General features: G+C 46.8%; 14 protein-coding genes. 6 read left to right on the top strand and 8 right to left on the bottom strand.

Going from position 1 to position 17,242, the window contains the following annotated elements:
- The first annotated feature begins 167 nt into the window (after positions 1 to 167).
- The 4 genes from KUA50_RS10240 (at position 168) to KUA50_RS10225 (ending at position 4,371) form a co-directional block, all read left to right on the top strand.
- Entirely contained in the window at positions 168 to 1,532 is a 1,365-nt protein-coding gene (locus KUA50_RS10240; RefSeq protein WP_218457217.1) for a sigma-54-dependent transcriptional regulator, read from the top strand.
- Entirely contained in the window at positions 1,522 to 2,748 is a 1,227-nt protein-coding gene (locus tag KUA50_RS10235) for a sensor histidine kinase (protein WP_218457216.1), read from the top strand. Before KUA50_RS10240 ends, KUA50_RS10235 begins: the two co-directional genes overlap by 11 nt.
- A 78-nt stretch (positions 2,749 to 2,826) precedes the next feature.
- Positions 2,827 to 3,573 (top strand): DUF4468 domain-containing protein, encoded by a 747-nt coding sequence (locus KUA50_RS10230; RefSeq protein WP_256624291.1) that lies wholly within the window; start codon positions 2,827 to 2,829, stop codon positions 3,571 to 3,573.
- 6 nt (positions 3,574 to 3,579) lie between these two features.
- Positions 3,580 to 4,371 carry a Fic family protein gene (locus tag KUA50_RS10225; protein WP_218457215.1) on the top strand — a complete coding sequence of 264 codons (792 nt, stop codon included), beginning with the start codon at positions 3,580 to 3,582 and terminating at the stop codon, positions 4,369 to 4,371.
- A gap of 38 nt (positions 4,372 to 4,409) precedes the next feature.
- Here KUA50_RS10225 and KUA50_RS10220 read toward each other — a convergent pair whose 3' ends face one another.
- From KUA50_RS10220 to KUA50_RS10195, 6 genes are all read right to left on the bottom strand, one after another.
- Entirely contained in the window at positions 4,410 to 5,090 is a 681-nt protein-coding gene (locus tag KUA50_RS10220; RefSeq protein WP_218457214.1) for an ABC transporter ATP-binding protein, read from the bottom strand.
- Positions 5,091 to 5,168: 78 nt separating this feature from the next.
- Positions 5,169 to 7,553, bottom strand: coding sequence for an ABC transporter permease (locus KUA50_RS10215; RefSeq protein ID WP_218457213.1), 2,385 nt, complete (start codon positions 7,551 to 7,553; stop codon positions 5,169 to 5,171).
- A gap of 78 nt (positions 7,554 to 7,631) precedes the next feature.
- Entirely contained in the window at positions 7,632 to 8,885 is a 1,254-nt protein-coding gene (locus KUA50_RS10210) for an efflux RND transporter periplasmic adaptor subunit (RefSeq protein WP_218416176.1), read from the bottom strand.
- A gap of 56 nt (positions 8,886 to 8,941) precedes the next feature.
- Positions 8,942 to 10,285 (bottom strand): TolC family protein, encoded by a 1,344-nt coding sequence (locus tag KUA50_RS10205; RefSeq protein WP_256620917.1) that lies wholly within the window; start codon positions 10,283 to 10,285, stop codon positions 8,942 to 8,944.
- 147 nt (positions 10,286 to 10,432) lie between these two features.
- Positions 10,433 to 11,113 (bottom strand): ABC transporter ATP-binding protein, encoded by a 681-nt coding sequence (locus tag KUA50_RS10200; RefSeq protein ID WP_218416183.1) that lies wholly within the window; start codon positions 11,111 to 11,113, stop codon positions 10,433 to 10,435.
- 50 nt (positions 11,114 to 11,163) lie between these two features.
- Positions 11,164 to 13,506, bottom strand: a complete 2,343-nt coding sequence (locus KUA50_RS10195) for an ABC transporter permease (protein ID WP_218416184.1) — start codon at positions 13,504 to 13,506, stop codon at positions 11,164 to 11,166.
- A gap of 241 nt (positions 13,507 to 13,747) precedes the next feature.
- Here KUA50_RS10195 and KUA50_RS10190 point away from each other — a divergent pair, with 241 nt between their 5' ends.
- Positions 13,748 to 14,266, top strand: a complete 519-nt coding sequence (locus KUA50_RS10190) for a response regulator (protein WP_119248442.1) — start codon at positions 13,748 to 13,750, stop codon at positions 14,264 to 14,266.
- Positions 14,267 to 14,304: 38 nt separating this feature from the next.
- On the top strand, positions 14,305 to 15,192 hold the full coding sequence (locus KUA50_RS10185) for a sensor histidine kinase (RefSeq protein ID WP_218457212.1): 888 nt from the start codon (positions 14,305 to 14,307) through the stop codon (positions 15,190 to 15,192).
- A gap of 231 nt (positions 15,193 to 15,423) precedes the next feature.
- Here KUA50_RS10185 and KUA50_RS10180 read toward each other — a convergent pair whose 3' ends face one another.
- Both KUA50_RS10180 and KUA50_RS10175 read right to left on the bottom strand, forming a co-directional pair.
- Positions 15,424 to 16,077 (bottom strand): HAD family hydrolase, encoded by a 654-nt coding sequence (locus tag KUA50_RS10180; protein WP_218457260.1) that lies wholly within the window; start codon positions 16,075 to 16,077, stop codon positions 15,424 to 15,426.
- A gap of 30 nt (positions 16,078 to 16,107) precedes the next feature.
- On the bottom strand, positions 16,108 to 17,241 hold the full coding sequence (locus KUA50_RS10175) for an acyltransferase family protein (RefSeq protein WP_218457211.1): 1,134 nt from the start codon (positions 17,239 to 17,241) through the stop codon (positions 16,108 to 16,110).
- Between the last annotated feature and the right edge of the window lies 1 nt (position 17,242).

Here is a 17,242-nt window from a genome sequence, read left to right as displayed (position 1 = left end):
TTAGGATAAGCAATTCCTCATCAGGAATCAGAATTTTGAATAAACAAATGCCGATAAGGTGCCAAAAGCTGCCGGAAAAGCAACTTTTGGCGCCATTATCGGCATTTTTTCGTCTAATTATTAGACAATCAGGACCGACTTTCTATGATATTTCGTAACTTTGCACCATGATTAAGAAACAAGGAACGATATTGATTGTTGATGACAACCGCAACATTCTTACTACGGTGAGGATGCTGCTGGAACCCATATTCGATGGCATCATCACCATCGCCAACCCTAACTCCATCCCAGCCAAACTGAGAGAGGAGCATCCCGACGTGGTGCTGCTCGACATGAACTTCTCCAGCGGAATCAATTCGGGAAACGAGGGACTGTACTGGCTCAGGGAAATCAAGAGCCTCAGCCCGAAAACCGAAGTGGTACTCTTTACCGCCTACGCCGACATCCAACTTGCCGTAACAGGCATCAAGGAAGGTGCCGCCGACTTCATCGTGAAGCCTTTTGAAAACGAGAAGATGATACGTACGCTAATAGAGGCTAGGGATAAGAACAAGGCTGTGGATAACGTTATCAACAGGAAAGGTGGAAAACCTGGTGGAAAAGATGCGCAAAGCGCTATGTATTGGGGAGATAGCGAAGTTATGAACAATTTGAGAAGCATTGTGGAAAAAGTTGCCGCAACTGATGCAAACATCCTCATTACGGGCGAAAACGGAACAGGTAAAGAGGTGTTAGCCAACGAGATACATCGTTTATCCACAAGATGTGGAAAGAAAATGCTGCCTGTGGATATGGGAGCCATTACGGAAACCCTTTTCGAGAGCGAACTCTTCGGTCATGTAAAGGGTGCTTTTACCGATGCCAAGGTGGATAAACCGGGCAAGTTTGAGCTTGCCGACGGCAGCACCATCTTCCTGGATGAGATAGGAAACCTATCCTACGGTCTTCAGGCAAAACTCCTTACCGCCCTGCAACGCAGAAGCATCGTAAGAGTGGGGGGAAGCACGCAGATTCCCATCAACGTACGACTGGTTTGCGCCACCAACCGCAACCTGCAGCAGATGGTAAACGATGGCGAATTCAGAGAGGATCTGCTCTATCGCATCAATACCATCCATCTGGAATTGCCAGCCCTGAGACAGAGAAAATCAGACATCGTTCCATTGGCAGAAAGATTTCTCCTTCAATATGGCGATTTATATAATAAGGTGAATCTCCGTCTTTCGGAAGAAGCTGAGAAAAAACTTACCAGTTTGCCTTGGTACGGAAACATCCGTGAACTTCAGCACGCCATCGAAAAAGCCGTGATTCTATCCGATGGCGGAATGATTTCTGCCGAAGATATTGACGGCGGAAACCAGCAGAGAAAAGAGAAGCCCCTGGAAGAGGTTCAGACGCTCGGCGAGATGGAGAGCCGAATGATAGAGAAAACCATCAGGGAATGTGAGGGAAACCTGTCGGTGGTAGCCGCAAGGTTAGGTATTTCTCGCCAAACGCTTTATAATAAGATTAAGCGATATGGATTATAAACTAATTATAATTATCGTGCTTTTGCTCGTGGCTGTAGTGGGTTACATTCGCCTCTACCGCCACTATCGCCGCAACATCAAGAAGGTAACCTTCCTTTTTGATGCGATAGATAATGGGGATTTCTCCTTCAACTTTCCTACGGAGAAGGGGTTTAAGGAAGATAAGATTCTGCACAAATCACTCAACCGCATCAAGCTCTTCCTGCAACATACGAGAGAGGAGCAGATGGAGCGGGAGAAATATTACGAGCAGATTCTGAATGCAGTAGATACGGGCATACTGGTGGTGGATAGCCACGACAACATCCTGCAGCACAACCAGGCAGCCCTCAGGTTGCTCGATACGGATGTGCTTACCCACATGAACCAGGTAAAAGGAAAACTGAAGGATGAACACCTGGCAAAACATGAGACGCAAGCCATGCTGAAAGACAAGCACGTGCGCATCATCGCCCTGAGCGACGTGAGCCACGAGCTGAGCAATCAGGAGGTGGATTCTTGGATCAAGCTGATTCGTGTGCTGACCCATGAAATCATGAATACCATCACGCCAGTTACTTCGTTGAGCGAAACTCTACTTACCCGAGTTACAGAGGATAAAGACTTGAAGCAAGGCTTGGAAACCATCCACAAAACAGGAACCGAACTGTTGGCTTTCGTCAACAACTATCGCCGTTTCACCCATGTTCCCCAGCCTCAGCCTGCACTCTTCTATGTGGAGCCATTCCTGGAAAGAATGGCGCTGCTCTGCAACCACGAAGTAGAGATTTCTGTTTCTCCCAAGGATTTGCTGGTTTACGCCGATGAGAGCCTCCTCTCTCACGTGGTAACGAATCTTCTGAAGAATGCCGTAGAAGCTTTCAAGGAAAAGTTGTCTGCAGAAAGAAACAAGCAAGATGGAAATGAGCAGGGGAGGAACAAGCAGGAATGCCGCTCCGCGGATTTGCAATCCGCGGCAAGCAAGAAGGCATTTATCCGTCTCCATGCCTACGCCAACGCCCAGGAATCCATCATCATCGACGTGAGCAACAACGCCGGTCTCATCCCCGAAGATGTAGCCTCTCATATTTTCATCCCGTTCTTCACCACGAAGCCGGAAGGAAGCGGAATCGGGCTCTCCCTTTCCCGTCAGATCATGCGAGTAAGCGGCGGCAGCCTTTCGCTCCATCAGGACAATGCCCAGGGAATCACCACTTTCCGCATCATCATCCCATAAAAAAGTATAATTTGGGGGAGGAAAGTTTGGCACTTTCGCTTTTTTACCATATCTTTGCCTTTATAAAAGATTAAGCTTATGTCAACAGACGATAAGACCGTATTAAAGATAAAACTATTAAAAATCAAGGATATGAAAAAGGTTATTTTTATATTTATGCTTTGCTTGTCAAGCTTAATTGTTCATTCTCAGGTTATTTCCAGAAGTGAACTTGAAGGCTATGTACAACGTGGCGATAAGTCATGGTCTGCTACAGCAAAAGATATTTCAAAAAAATATCAACTAAACAGCAATGGAGAATTAGAACTCTGCATTATAAAAGAATACCCAGGAAAAGATAAATCACAGCTGTACCACCAAGTACTAAATTGGATTATATCTATGAGTTCAAACGCTCAATCTGCTGTCCAATCATGTGACGAAAATAAAGGGATTATTCTTACAAGATGCTATTTACCAAACATCGCAAGACGAACTATGGGAGACAACTCTTATAGAGTTAGCATTAGACCATTGCTAAGATTTGATTTCAAAGATGGCAAGATCAGATTCACTTATACTTTGCAGAATTATGAAGTTTTAAAAACAAACGATGACAGCGGATATGTTATTCTGTTTGGTTCGTTTGGTGTAACTGGTGATGGAATAACCCAGGACTCCCAAATTTGGAATTTAAAAGATTGTTATCCATATAATGAAATGAATTGGATACATCCAAAAGTTACTTCTTCAAGAGCTTTAGTCAATAGCGAAGCTTGTTTCCGTATTCTTACAGATAAGTTAGACAACAAACTTAAAGAAAAAGCCACTGACGACAACTGGTAAATTATTATGGCATTCGAAAAGGAAATCAAGGAATACGAGGATTTGAGAGGAAAATATCAAACCCTTATCATCAATAAAATGGATAGAGAAGAGTACATCAAATATAATGAAGTACTCTTCTCTACCCATTCGTGCGCCATTGAAGGCAACTCATTCTCCGTAGATGATACCCGGGAACTGAAGGAGAAAGGCCTGGGGATGATTCCTGCCGGAAAGACTCTCTTCGAGGCTTTCGAAATGCTTGATCACTTCGAAGCCTTTGAGTACATGATGCAAAACACGCAGCATCCACTCGACGAGAAGCTTCTGAAAGAAATCAACAGGCGGGTTACCAGCCATACGCTTTCCTATCGTTCTCCAGAAGCTATTCCGGGCGAATACACCACCACAGACATGGCAGCAGGCGATACGGTATTTGGCGACCACGAAGAACTCATCGCCAGAGTTCCCAAGCTGTTGGAATCTACTGAAAAAGCCATCATTTCGGCAGCCGTTCATCCCATGATTCTTGCCGCCCGCTTCCATGGCTTCTACGAATATCTTCATCCGTTCCGTGATGGGAATGGAAGAACAGGACGACTCATCAGCAACTACATTCTCTTAAGATTGAATCATCCTCTCCTCATCATCCCATCCGAAGCCCGCCAGGAATACATTTCTGCCCTCCGCATGATTCGTACGGAAGCTACGGACGAGCACCTCATCCGCTTCTTCTTCAAGATGGCAATACAGAGAATGAAAGAAGAGCTGAAGCAGAAAGAGGCCAATACCAAGCGATTTATGACATTTCTCTTCTAATGAAGCATAGCGTCATACGCTCAAAAGTGACAGAAACACTAAAGCTGATTGCCCTCCGCCTCCACAATCTGTCCATCAAACAGGCGGATGGTGCGATGGGCTATCTTGGCATCGTGCTCATTATGCGTCACCATGACGATGGTGGTGCCCTCGTGGTTCAGCTCGGTAAGCAGATGCATCACCTCGGCTCCATTCTTGGAATCGAGGTTACCCGTAGGCTCATCGGCAAGGATGAGCTTGGGACCGAAGACCACGGCACGGGCGATGGCTACTCGCTGCTGCTGACCACCCGAAAGCTGGTGAGGGAAGTGCTTGGCACGATGGCTGATGGCCATTCGCTTCATAATCGCCTGCACCCTTGCCTTGCGCTCCGCCTTCGGAATATTGAGGTAGGTAAGAGGAAGCTCGATGTTCTCCTCTACATTCAATTCATCTATCAGGTTGAAACTCTGGAACACAAATCCGATTTCTCCCTTTCTCACATCCGTACGCTCCTTTTCCTTCAAGTTTGCCACCTCGTGATTACCCAGGAAATATTTTCCCGAAGTTGGGTTGTCGAGCAAACCGAGAATGTTGAGCAAGGTAGATTTTCCGCAACCGGATGGTCCCATTATGGCAACAAACTCGCCGTTTTCTACTGTGAAAGATACATTATTTAAAGCAATCGTCTCCACATCTTCTGTGCGGAATGACTTGCAAAGATTCTCTACTTTTATCATTTTATTCAATGTTAAGTGTTAAATGTTGAATGTTAAATTAGGGCATACGCCCTTAAATCTGTGAAATCTGTGGGAGACTTATTCATCCTTGAGATATTTCACAGGATTACTATTCGCCACCTTGTAGCAGTTGATGACGACGGAAAGCCCGATGATGACGAGCAAGATGATGGTAACGCCGATAAACAGCAGAGGCGTCATCGTAATCTTCTCGCTGAACGACATGAGCCATTGTCTGGCTATCAGCCAAGCCCCCAAATCGCCCACGATGATGCAAGGCAAGGCAATCTTCATAATGTCCTTCAGGAAGATGCGAAGAATATCCTTCACCTTGGCTCCGTTCACCTTTCTGATCGCAATCTCCTTGCGGCGGCGGTTCACCTCATCACTCGTATAGCCCACCAATCCGAAGAGGGCGATAATCATCGTTACGATGCCGGCAACCAAGATTCCGTTGCGGAAATTGAGCTGGGAAGCATACTGGTTAGCCAATTCTGAAGCATAACTCTTCACGATGACCTTATTGTTCGGATACATCGCCTGCACCTTCGATTGCAACTCTGACAACGATTCATCCTTCAGTTCTTTAAACTTAACCAACATATAGTAAGCCGTCTTGGCAGAATAGAAATACAAGTCAGGAAATCCATTCATTCCATCACCCCCGGTTTCCGCAGCCCCCCAGCGGATATTCTTGCTCACGCCACAAATGGTAAAGATATTATTATCATGTCCTGTACAGGTAATTTGCTTGCCAACTACGCCATCCTTCCAATGCCACGTTTTGATGAGTTTCTCAGCACCTCGTTCATCAATAATAACCTGTCGGCAACTGTCATTTCTTTCCGTAAAGAAAGAACCCTGAACGATAGGAATATTCAGCATCTTGAAGAAATTGTCGTCCACTCCCGACATCTCCATGATATTAAAGGTATTCTTCTCGTCGCCAGGTACTCCAACCATATTTCCACTACGATCATACCCATCGAGCGGAACATTAAAAGTCGAACTGCAATCCTTGACATTCGGCATCCGTCTGATTTCTGCCAGACATTGGTTGCGCTGGTCTCTATTGCTGGCATCTATCGAAACAATCGCTACATGATCGTAATCATACCCAGGATTGAGCCCCAACATCAGCTGGTATTGACCATTCACGATGTAAAGCAAACTGAACAGCAAACCAGAAATAACGAACTGGACACCCAACAAACCAAGTTTCCAACGGTTGCGATTCTCATTATAGCCACGGAAAGCGATGGCTACAGGAATCTTGTTGTAAAGCCAACCAGGCAACAAGCCGCCAACCAGCAGTACCAGAATACAAATAGCCACCAATATCCAACTGCCACGATTAAGCACCAACGTGCTTACCGGAGCAGAAAGGAAGTTTTCGATGGTTCCCTTGCAAAGGAACACAAGAACAGCCGCAAGAACAACCGCCAGCCCCACATGCACCAAAGCCTCAGAGAAAATGATGGCATGAATGTTCTTCGATTCGGCACCATAACACTTACGGACAGCCATTTCGCGAGAACGACCCACAAGATTTCCCACGATGATAAGCAGATAGTTCATCACAGAAGTAAAGAGGAGGACAAAAGCAATAATTCCCATAATCCATCCCATCTTCTTGACATAAGGGTCTTGGGTGTAAACATCGCTCAATACCGTGAAATCATAGTTCAGTTCTATTCCCATATTCTTCATCTCCTTCAAAGGGAAATGATCCTCTCGCATCTTATTCACGTAAGGCTTGAGTTCTTTTGCCTCATGCCCCTTTGCCAACCGGATGTAGGATCTATAGCTATCATTTCCCACCCATTGGCCTCTGCCATCATAGGAATATACGTATGGCACACTACACCTCGACAGAATCATCTGCGTACCATGAAAGGAAGAACCCCATGGAAACGCTTCGAAAACACCATAGATGGTAAAAGTGGTTCCCGGATAATTAGAAAGCGTGAAATGCTTACCTACAACATTACCGCCAATCTTTGCTGCCGTTTCTGAATCGATGAGACAGGATAAGGGTTGGGATAGAATCTGTTTAGCCTTGCCTATCAATATCTTCTGTGGAAAGACATCAAAGAAACAACTGTCTGCCATCCTGATATTGGCAGAAATGATGTTCTGGTCTTCCATCTTGCATTGGGCATCATCATAAAAATAGAGAGTACTGGTAGCAGCTTCCACCATAGGCGCATATTGCTTTACACCTTGGGCAGTGGCTCCTGAAGTATTGGTAAACTCCATGGTTTCGCCATGGTTAGTACCCACTTCCGAAATCAGATACGTCCTTTCCCAACTAGGGAAATACGTATCGTAGGTCTGCTCGAAATAAATCTCGGCAATAATTACCGAACTGATTGCCAATCCGAGCGCCAGACACAATATCTTCACGAAATTGTGCTGGCCTCTTCGAGGCAGATTTTTGAATGCGTTAATAATATGATTCATATCAAATATCCTGTTTCTAGGGCGTTAGCCCAATTTATCACTAATCACTACTAGTTAATCATTACTAACTAATCACTACTAATTAAAAACTAATACATCATTATCCTTATAGGCTTCATAGCCGCTAACGATAACCTGCTCGCCTGGCTCCAAGCCTTCAATCACCTCATAATACTGAGGATTCTGGCGACCGATGGTGATCTTTCGGCGATAAGCCTTCTTGCCACTCTTGTCTAAAACAAAGATCCATTGACCACCCGTTACACTATAAAACGTGCCTTTAGGGATGATTATTGCCTGCTTAGACTGACCGAGCTGCAAATCTACATAATAAGTCTGACCAGTTCGGATGTTGCCTGGGCGAACACCCTTGAAGACGAAGTCGATGCGGAACCTGCCATCTCTTACCTCGGGATAAACCTTGCGAACCTGCAGGAGATAATGCTTGCCGTTCTGGTCGAAAGTGGCAGTAAGTCCCGGTTTTACCCGGTCGATGTAATGCTCATCCACCTGCGCCTGCACCTTGAAATCGCTGAGGTCGTTGATGACGCCAATCTTCTGTCCTGCCTGAATGCTCTGTCCTAACTCCACATCGAGCAAACCGATTTCACCCGATATGGTGCTGCGGATGTTCAGTTTCTCCTTGCGCTGGCGAACCAGCTGCACATTCTTCTGCATGGCTTCCAAATTATCGCCCATCTGATCCATCTGAGAACGGCGGAGCTGGGCATCCTTCTTCAATCGCTTGCTGATGAGCGCATGCTTCTTGACGGCAAGGTCGTAATCTTCCTTAGCCTTCAGATACTCCTCGCGCGAATTGAGTTCTTCCTTGTGCAACGCCTCCTGATGCAGATAGGAGCGGCGCTTGGTAATGACATCCTGCGAAAGCGACAGTTCCTCGTTGCTGTTGTTCAGACGGTCTTGCTCCATCGAAATCTGAGTATTGCGAAGCATGTCCTGCTTTTCGGCAAGTTCGCTTTCGGCATTCAGAATCTCCAGGTCGAGATTCGAATTGCTCAGTTTCACGATCACATCGCCCTTGTTCACGTGGGCACCTTCATCCACCACTTTCTCCAGAACAATACCGCCTTCCTCGGAACTGATCTGCACCACGGAGATAGGAACCACCTGTCCATCCACCGAAACATAATCGTTGAACTGCGCCTTCTCTACGGTTCCGATGCTCAATCCCTTCCTATCCACCTTCAGAGTGGAAGAGAAATTGCTCAATCCCAACCAAATGAGGACTGCGATCAAAACCGCTCCTCCGCCAATCCATGCCCAATACTTGCGAGGCACGAGATATTTTTTCTTTTCTATCTTTATATCCATAATTTAAGTGAAGAGTGAAGAACGAAAAGTGAAGAATTCACTTGCATTCTCCAGGTTTATTTAATTAAATTTTCTCCCTGGTAATAAGCAACCAACCTTTGTTTGATAATGAGCAGCATCTGCATCTGGAGTTCCTTGATTCTGCTTTCCAGAAGCGTCTGGGCTGCGGTATGAAGATCGAAGGTGGAAAGCATTCCTTCCTCAAACTTCCGGCTCGACATGTGATAGGCGAGCGAATCGGAGGCCACCTTCTTCTGCATCTGATGCAACTCCTTGGCGTAACCTTCTGCATCCATTACCGCCTGGGCTATCTGGTCGTGAAGCTTGCGACGGGTTTCCTCCAGGTTCACCTGTGCCAGTTGCCAGTCGTTGCGTGCCTTCTTCACGCTGTGCCAGCGGTCGCTATTATAAATAGGTATGGAAAGGGTCAACGCGAGGTATTCGCCCTGGTTGTTGCGAAACTGCGAGGCAAACCCATCGTATTGCCCTTTCTGAGAGAGATTCTTATAATAGTTGGTAGAAATGCCGCCACCGAGAGAGAGTGATGGCAGCAATCTGCCTTTTGCAATCTTGTAATCATACCGTGCCCGCTCCACTTCGTATTCTGCCGACTTCAAATCGGGAGAGATGTTCAGGAAACTCTGGTAAACGGTTTCGTAGTTTACTCCAGATTCAGAAACCTTTTTATTATCAGACGTTAACTTCAAATTCTGCTCCTCATTAATCAGAATTTTCAGTTCTTCATCCACCGGAAAATTCATCGCGGATTTCAAGGCGAGCAGACTCTGTTTTGCCACATTCTCCTGATGCGTAAGATTGTATTCATCTTCTGCCACCTGCGATTCCATCTGCACCACATCCGGGCGCCCTTTTTCGCCCAGTTCATACAGTCGCTTCATCTTAGCCAGCATCCGCTTGCTTTCGTTCAGTTTCTCGCTTGCTATCCGAATGCTTGCCTCAGCATAGGCAGCATCCACATATTTCTGCATCACGTCGATGGCTCGGTCGTCCCGAATCTTCTGCATCGCCGTGGCAGAATAATCCCGGCTCAACTTAGCCTGCTTCAAGGCGTTGATGGTGGCGAAACCATCGAAGACATTCAGTTCGGCATAAAGCTGATAGTAGTTGTTGAATGTCGTTACATTATTATAAGTATTGGTTTCCGGGTCAATGTTTCGTCCCCAGGCATACTGTCCCTGCACGCCACCCGTAACGGTAGGCAGGAATCCTGCCACAGCATGCTGGTAATCCTGCTTGCGTTGGCGGGCGTTTACCACCTCCCGCTTCACCTCCGTGGCGTGCTCCACGGCGTATTTCATGCAGTCGTCAAGGCTCCAGCTCTGTGCTGAAGCGCCAGCCGCCCAGACCAACCATCCTATCAATATTCCTATTCTTTTCATAATCTTCTTCATTTTGGCATGATAAGGGCAAGAGCCGTGCCAAAACAGCGTTTCTCCTGATAATCAAGCCATTAAATAAAAACCCTCATTAAACAAACTGTCCAACAATTAGACACCACCGTCTAATTGTTGGACAGAAACCAAAGCTTAAAGCTGATCATTCATCGCATCCACCACTTGTCCATCAAACAGATTGATGATGCGACTGGCGTAGGTAGCATCGTGCTTGGAGTGCGTCACCATCACGATGGTGGTTCCCTCTTCGTTCAGTTCGCTGAGCAACTGCATCACCTCCATACCATTCTTGGAATCGAGGTTACCCGTAGGCTCATCGGCAAGGATGATGCTAGGCTTGCCCACCACGGCACGGGCGATGGCAACCCTCTGCTGCTGACCGCCCGAAAGCTGATGAGGATAGTGCTTGGCACGATGGCTCAGCTTCACCTTTCTCAGAATTTCGAGCACACGCTCCTTGCGCTCTGCCTTTCCTACTCCGAGGTATTTCAGCTGTAAATCCACATTTTCCTCAACGGTAAGTTCGTCGATAAGATTGAAGTTCTGAAACACGAAGCCGATGCGACCCTTGCGATAGGCGGTGCGATCACGCTCCTTCAGATGGCCCACTTCCTCGTTATTCAACCAATACTTGCCTTCCGTAGGACTATCCAGCAAGCCCAGGATGTTCAGCAAGGTTGACTTGCCGCATCCCGAAGGACCCATGATGGCGATAAACTCACCATCTTCTACCTCTATGTTTACGCCGTTCAGGGCGATGGTTTCCACCTCTTCCGTGCGGAATATTCTAGTTAAATTTTCTGTTCGTATCATCGTTAGAAATCTTTTTTATCGTTAGAAATCTTTTTAAAGTTTATGACTCATTATTCAGCCTTGATGCTGTCTATCGGATTCGACATCGCCGTACGCAGGGTGCAGCCGATAACCGAAACAAAGGCTATCAATAAAGTAAAGATGGCGCCAGCCAGCAACACCCACCAAGGGAAGGAGATGCGATGGACGAAATCCATGAGATAAGTCTGCATCAGCTTCACGCAGATAGGGATGGCGATGACCACAGCCACCAGCGAACTGACGAGGAATCTCCTAGCCAGTTGCCAAGCCGCATCCCCAATCGAAGCGCCCATCACCTTGCGCAGGGCAATCTGACGCTTCTGCTGGTTGCCGTAATAGACCGACATTCCGAAGAGACCCAGGGCAGAAATCAGGATAGAGATGCTCATGAAGGTGATGATGAGCACCATCATATTATGCTTGTCCTTGAGGTTGTTCTTCAGCGTATCATCCATATACTCCATCTCCATTTCCGTAGGAACGCCTACCAGTTCCTTAGCCACCTGCTTGCAGGTATTCCGGATAGCCTGCAGCGCCTGGGCATGATTGCCACGGGTTTTCACCAGAACAGACCATCCACCCTGCTGCGGGGTAATGACTCCAATGGCATTATGCTCCGTTTTCTCATTCTCGCTCAGCGCATCTCCACTATGGTAATCGGCAATCACGCCGCACACCTCATATTCATGTTTACCATCCTTCATTCTCATTCCGAACCAAGGCTTGTGGGCAGAAACGCCATAGGCACGCTTCGCCTCTTCCGTTACCCAAATCTTACCATAGGTTGGCTCGCAATACTGTTCAATCACCTTGAATCCCAACATCTTCATCGCCGTAGAATCAGCCATGAACATACGGAGCATTCCTATCACTTTTTCATTGTCATCATGCACGCCGTTTCCCCAGCTGCTGATAGGATTGGCGTTGCCGTAAGTTGCCTCTTCCACCTCAGGGAGCGCTTTCAATCGGTTCTTGAGAATAGACATCTTCTCCGGCGAACCATCCAAGGAAGAATAGATGGAAACAATATCCTTCGTCTGATAACCCAACGGCAAATCGGCAAGATGCTTCATCTGGAGCATCATCGTTATCGCCATGACTACCAGCGTGATACTGATGACGTTCTGGGCTACGATAAATATCTTACTGAACCACATCTTGCTGCGCATGCGGATGGTTCCCTTCACCACATCTATCGGATTGAAACGGGAAACCACGATGGCAGGAAGGATTCCCGCAAAGATGGAAATGATGACGTAAGCCAACGGCAGGAACCACAGAAGGTCGAAGGAATGGAACAGGTCGATTTTCGTATCCAACATAGAATTGAACAACGGGATAAATGCCCAGGAAATCAACAAGCCCAGCAGGAAGCAGACTGCCGTGAAGAGCGCCGACTCCTTGAGATAGCGAAGCATCACGCCCCCTACCGATTCGCCCAGCAGTCTTCGGGTAGCCATCTCCTTCGCACGGTTGCCAATCTGAGCCACCGTAAGATTGATGTAATTGAAGAGGGCTGAGAGCAGCAGAACCAGCGCCACAACCAGGAGGATATTCACGAGAGTACGATTGCCATGCTTGAAAATATCGACTTCATCATCCGTAAAATGAATCTGGTCCCATCTTACAAAATGGCAACCCCACATAAAGCTGACTCCATCCGATTCCTTCTTCCACTCCTTCCAGTAGTTCATGTATTTGCCGAGCAAGGTCTGTCTCACCTTTCCCGGGTCAGCATCCTTTGCCAGTCGTGCCACCGTGATGCAGGAGCCAAACTGATCCATCGGCTGAGCCTCAGCTTCTATCAGTTTCATCGACACGAAAATATCGTATGGGTCAAGAAGGTCCTCACGGTCGAAATCCTCCATGATTCCCACCACCTTGAGTTGCAGCTTACCGCATTGGATGGTACGGCCGATAGGATTGGCGTTGCCGAAGGCTTTCTTGGCAAAAGATTCCGAAACCATTGCCTGATGAGCATCCGAAAGGAGATGATCAGGCGCACAACCACGGCATTTGTAACCCATGAACTGGGAAAAGTTCGGATCGATAGCCAGATATTTTGCCTCATAATACTGTCCATCTATCATGGCTCCCTGCGGAGCATAATATTCACCAAATCTTGTCCATCCCTTGATTTCCGGGATGGAAGGAAAGAACTCCTTGGCTGTGCCCCAGGTCATTCCGAGATAATCGCCTGAACCTGCTACATAGAGTTCCTTAGCCTGTTTCAGATTCGTTCCCACACGGTACTCTGCAGTAGCGTAGGAAACGAGTATCAGCACAAAAGCCAGTGCCACCGAGAGGCCCAAGGCCTCTATGGTGGCATAAAGCTTGTTGCGTGATAAGAATTTCACATAACTTTTCATCATATACTCATTTATTTTTTGTTTCACTAAAATCAAACGATAAAGGAAGAATACCATCTCCCTGTTTTCGTTAGCTGCTGCAAAGTTACGGCTTCTCCCGTTTTCTGCCAAGATTTCCGGCAGCCCGGAAGGTGGATTGTATGAAATTCATACACTCTATTGTATGATTATCACACAACAGCCCCGTTTTTGTTTGTCGTTTCGGGAAAAAAGCGTACTTTTGCAAACAAAAAAAATAAAAGATATGAAATACGGAACCCTTCTTGTCATCGACGATAATCCGTCGATACTCACGGCGCTGAAAATCTGTCTGAGCAATACGTTCGAACGGATTCTCACCCTGTCTCGCCCCGATACCGCCCCCACGCTGCTGCAACAGGAGCAGGTAGATCTCATCCTGCTCGACATGAACTTCTCGCTCGGCGTAAACAGCGGACAGGACGGCTTGCTCTGGCTCCGCACCTTCCGCCGGCTCCACGCCCACATCCCCGTGGTACTCATCACCGCCTTTGCCGACGTGCAGCTAGCCATCAAGGGATTGAAAAGCGGAGCCGCCGACTTTGTAACCAAGCCTTGGGATAATGACGAACTCATCAGAACCCTAAAAGATGCCATCGACCGAAGCCAGGAAGTGGAGACTCTGGAGAGCATCGAGACCACTCATATCCACAAGGTGGTGGATCAATGCCACGGCAACATCTCTCGTGCCGCCGAACTGCTCGGCATCACTCGCCAAACGCTTTATGCCAAGCTCAAGCGATAATTCTTTATCACAATCATTCATGATTATAAACATCTGATATGAACACCATTTTCCACCTATATATAATAGGTATCATACTCCTCGTCATAGGAGGTATCATCTATCTCTTCTTGCGTCACCAGCGCAACCTGAAGAGCCGTGCCTTCTTGATGCAAGAGGCTATTCGCAATGGCGATTACTCCTTCCGCCTATCCACCAAGGGATTACTCTTTGGAGAACGAGCCTTGCAGCAAGCCCTCAACGACATGGAGAACGACATCGGCAGACTGGTGGCGCAGCATGAGGTGGAATCTTGGCAAAGGCTAACCCGTGTGCTCACCCATGAGATTATGAATGCCACCGCCCCCATCTCCAGTATCTGCCAAGCCTATCTTAGCAATCCCGACATCCAAGGTTCGTCTTATGAGGAAGGCATCCGAGCCATTCGAGATACCAGCAAATCGCTCACCAGTTTTGTGGACAGCTACCGCAAGCTCACCCAGCTACAAAATCCTGTCATCGAGAACATTCCACTCAAGGATTTCGTGGAAGGCATCAAGCCGCTCTATCCTCAGATAGAATGGCACATCCATATCCCCGAAGATGCCACCTGGTCTGCCGACAAGAACATGCTGCGCCAGGTATTTATCAATCTGACCAAGAATGCCATCGAGGCTCACGCCTCAGCCATCGACATTCGATGCTTCCACAAACATCCAGAGAGCATCGAGAGTTCACAATTCTCAGGCATCTATTTCAGCAACAATGGCGACCCCATCCCTGCCGATGTGGCAAAGGAGATGTTCATCCCCTTCTTCTCCACCAAGCCATCAGGTTCAGGCATCGGCCTCTCCATCTCCCGCCAGATGCTGATGATGCAATCCATCAATCTCTCCCTTGCCGAGCATAATGTGGCAGGCTATCATGTAACATTCCGGATGGAATGAAATATATGATAAAGAAGAGCAAGCCGCTCATATCGCCAGCGATTTCTTGGCTAAAGTTTTGAAGTAAAACATCCATCTCAGATGGGGAGCTTATCCTTTCTTTCAAAGTTTTATAGGATCTAATGGGAATTGATGATTAAAGAAGTTTAGTCAATCCTGGGAATTGATGAATAAAGAAGTTGGGTTAATCCAGGAAATTGATAAATTCCTAATATGAATAAAATAAGCCGTTTAGAGAGAATCTCTGAACGGCTTATAATGTCCTTGGTCGGCAAAGGCGAGCATTTCCTTATCGCCACGACTGTCTCCGAACGCTTCGATTTCATATCGTGTACGGTCGAAATCGAGTGTTGAGGCTCCCTTTCCATTATTGATGGTACGGGTCAGGGCTTCGCAGATGCGATGAACTTTCTCCTCGCCATAGCAGTTGTTGGTCTTGAAATAGCCGGTTACTTTACCGTTGGCTACTTCTATCTGGGTGCCGAGAACTTCCACATCAGTTAGATTTTGGAAGTCGAAGAAAGGCTTCACCCAGTTGTCGATACTGGCGCTTACGATCAATACCCGTTCTTTCTTGCGTTTGGCTTCTTGTATTTTTCCAATACCACTCAGGCGCAGCAGATAGAGATTCTTGGCAGCAAAATTGACGCAGTAATCATCAAAATCTTCGATGCTCATACCGCCGAAGAAGTGCTTGAAAATGATCTGCTTCGCTTTCCAGTTGGGGAAAAGATGCAGTTTCATCAGCACGAGGATGGGGCTGTAGAGCAGGAAACCCATGAGGAAGCGCGTCTTCCCCATGCAGAATTTGATAAACTCGATGAGTGTATCTTTCTTTGTGAGCGTTCCGTCAAAATCGAAACAATATATTTTTTCTTTTTTCATCATTTCATTTCTCATTTGTCATTTGTCATTTTATCTCAGTATATCCTTTTTCCCGAAGAAATAAGCTAATTTCGTTTTTTCCATGACCTTGGCAATAGCGATGCTTCCTGCGATGGCAAGGATAATGGTAAAAGCGGCCAGGAGAATTTCACTCTTGTCGAAGGCGAACAGAGGATGATAGAATTTCGCCGCCATTGTGAAGATGGGATGGAAGAGATAAATCGGCAACGTGTTCTTACCTATATATAATAAGGTGGACTTTCCTATCATTTGCGACTTGTAATATTGGTTCAACCACATAAGCGCAGAAATGCAGCACCAGCAGGAGAAAGCAACAGCTATGTTCCCCCAGTCATAGAGGTCTTCCCGATAGAGGATGAAAGGCCAGAGAATGAACGCCAAGGGAGTAGGGCGGAAAACCTTGTTGAAGTCGATGCGGCATTGGCGGATAACGACTCCGGCAAAATAATAAATGGCAGCCGTGATGTTCAGGGCAGGGGTCTTGCTCATCAGCAGCATCAGAATCGCCAAGAGAAAAAGGCGGGTTGTTAAAGACAGGTTTTCCTCCTCCGTCTTTCCCTTGTTTATATTGCTGCAAGAATCATTCCCCTTACTATTCTTACAAGAATTATTCTCCTTACTATTGCAGCAAGGCTCAATTTCCTTACTATTGCTACAAAAATCATTCTCCTTACTATTCTTGTAAGAATCATTCTCTTTATTATTCCTGCAAGAACAACGCCCCCTGTATTTGCTGATTGTATCACAAGCCTGGAAGCTCCCGTAATACAAGATTCCGCAGATAATCATGGTCTGGATAAACCAATACGGACCGATGGAAGTGACGAAAATTTTTTGGGCGATTTGCGACAGGGAGAGTTCGGTAATGCCATCTCTTACTGGCAGGAAATAGGAGAGCACGGAAAATCCCGTCACCATGATGATGTATGGCAGGGCCAGACAAAGCAGATATTTGCCAAACTGCCTGCCCGTTTTCCCGATGTTCACCAGATAACCCGTGATGATGAGAAAGGTAGGCATCATGAACGAGAGAATGCCTGCCTTCAGATGAGGATAAGCATTCCCGAAACTCACGATATGGATGAGGATCATCAGTATGATGAGAATGGATCGGATGAAATCTAAATCTGTATTCCGTTTCATG

Origin of the sequence: Segatella hominis (assembly GCF_019249725.2) — a bacterium.
Taxonomy (GTDB): Bacteria; Bacteroidota; Bacteroidia; order Bacteroidales; family Bacteroidaceae; genus Prevotella.
The sequence above is the reverse complement of the archived record's forward strand: the minus strand, read 5'-3'. Positions and strand labels throughout refer to the sequence as shown.

Coding starts and splice junctions, on each gene's coding strand:
- KUA50_RS10205 (WP_256620917.1), bottom strand. CDS start 10,285: ATGAAAAGAATAGGAATATTGATAGGATGGTTGGTCTGGGCGGCTGGC.
- KUA50_RS10220 (WP_218457214.1), bottom strand. CDS start 5,090: ATGATAAAAGTAGAGAATCTTTGCAAGTCATTCCGCACAGAAGATGTG.
- KUA50_RS10175 (WP_218457211.1), bottom strand. CDS start 17,241: ATGAAACGGAATACAGATTTAGATTTCATCCGATCCATTCTCATCATA.
- KUA50_RS10235 (WP_218457216.1), top strand. CDS start 1,522: ATGGATTATAAACTAATTATAATTATCGTGCTTTTGCTCGTGGCTGTA.
- KUA50_RS10185 (WP_218457212.1), top strand. CDS start 14,305: ATGAACACCATTTTCCACCTATATATAATAGGTATCATACTCCTCGTC.
- KUA50_RS10180 (WP_218457260.1), bottom strand. CDS start 16,077: ATGAAAAAAGAAAAAATATATTGTTTCGATTTTGACGGAACGCTCACA.
- KUA50_RS10230 (WP_256624291.1), top strand. CDS start 2,827: ATGTCAACAGACGATAAGACCGTATTAAAGATAAAACTATTAAAAATC.
- KUA50_RS10215 (WP_218457213.1), bottom strand. CDS start 7,553: ATGAATCATATTATTAACGCATTCAAAAATCTGCCTCGAAGAGGCCAG.
- KUA50_RS10195 (WP_218416184.1), bottom strand. CDS start 13,506: ATGATGAAAAGTTATGTGAAATTCTTATCACGCAACAAGCTTTATGCC.
- KUA50_RS10225 (WP_218457215.1), top strand. CDS start 3,580: ATGGCATTCGAAAAGGAAATCAAGGAATACGAGGATTTGAGAGGAAAA.
- KUA50_RS10200 (WP_218416183.1), bottom strand. CDS start 11,113: ATGATACGAACAGAAAATTTAACTAGAATATTCCGCACGGAAGAGGTG.
- KUA50_RS10240 (WP_218457217.1), top strand. CDS start 168: ATGATTAAGAAACAAGGAACGATATTGATTGTTGATGACAACCGCAAC.
- KUA50_RS10190 (WP_119248442.1), top strand. CDS start 13,748: ATGAAATACGGAACCCTTCTTGTCATCGACGATAATCCGTCGATACTC.
- KUA50_RS10210 (WP_218416176.1), bottom strand. CDS start 8,885: ATGGATATAAAGATAGAAAAGAAAAAATATCTCGTGCCTCGCAAGTAT.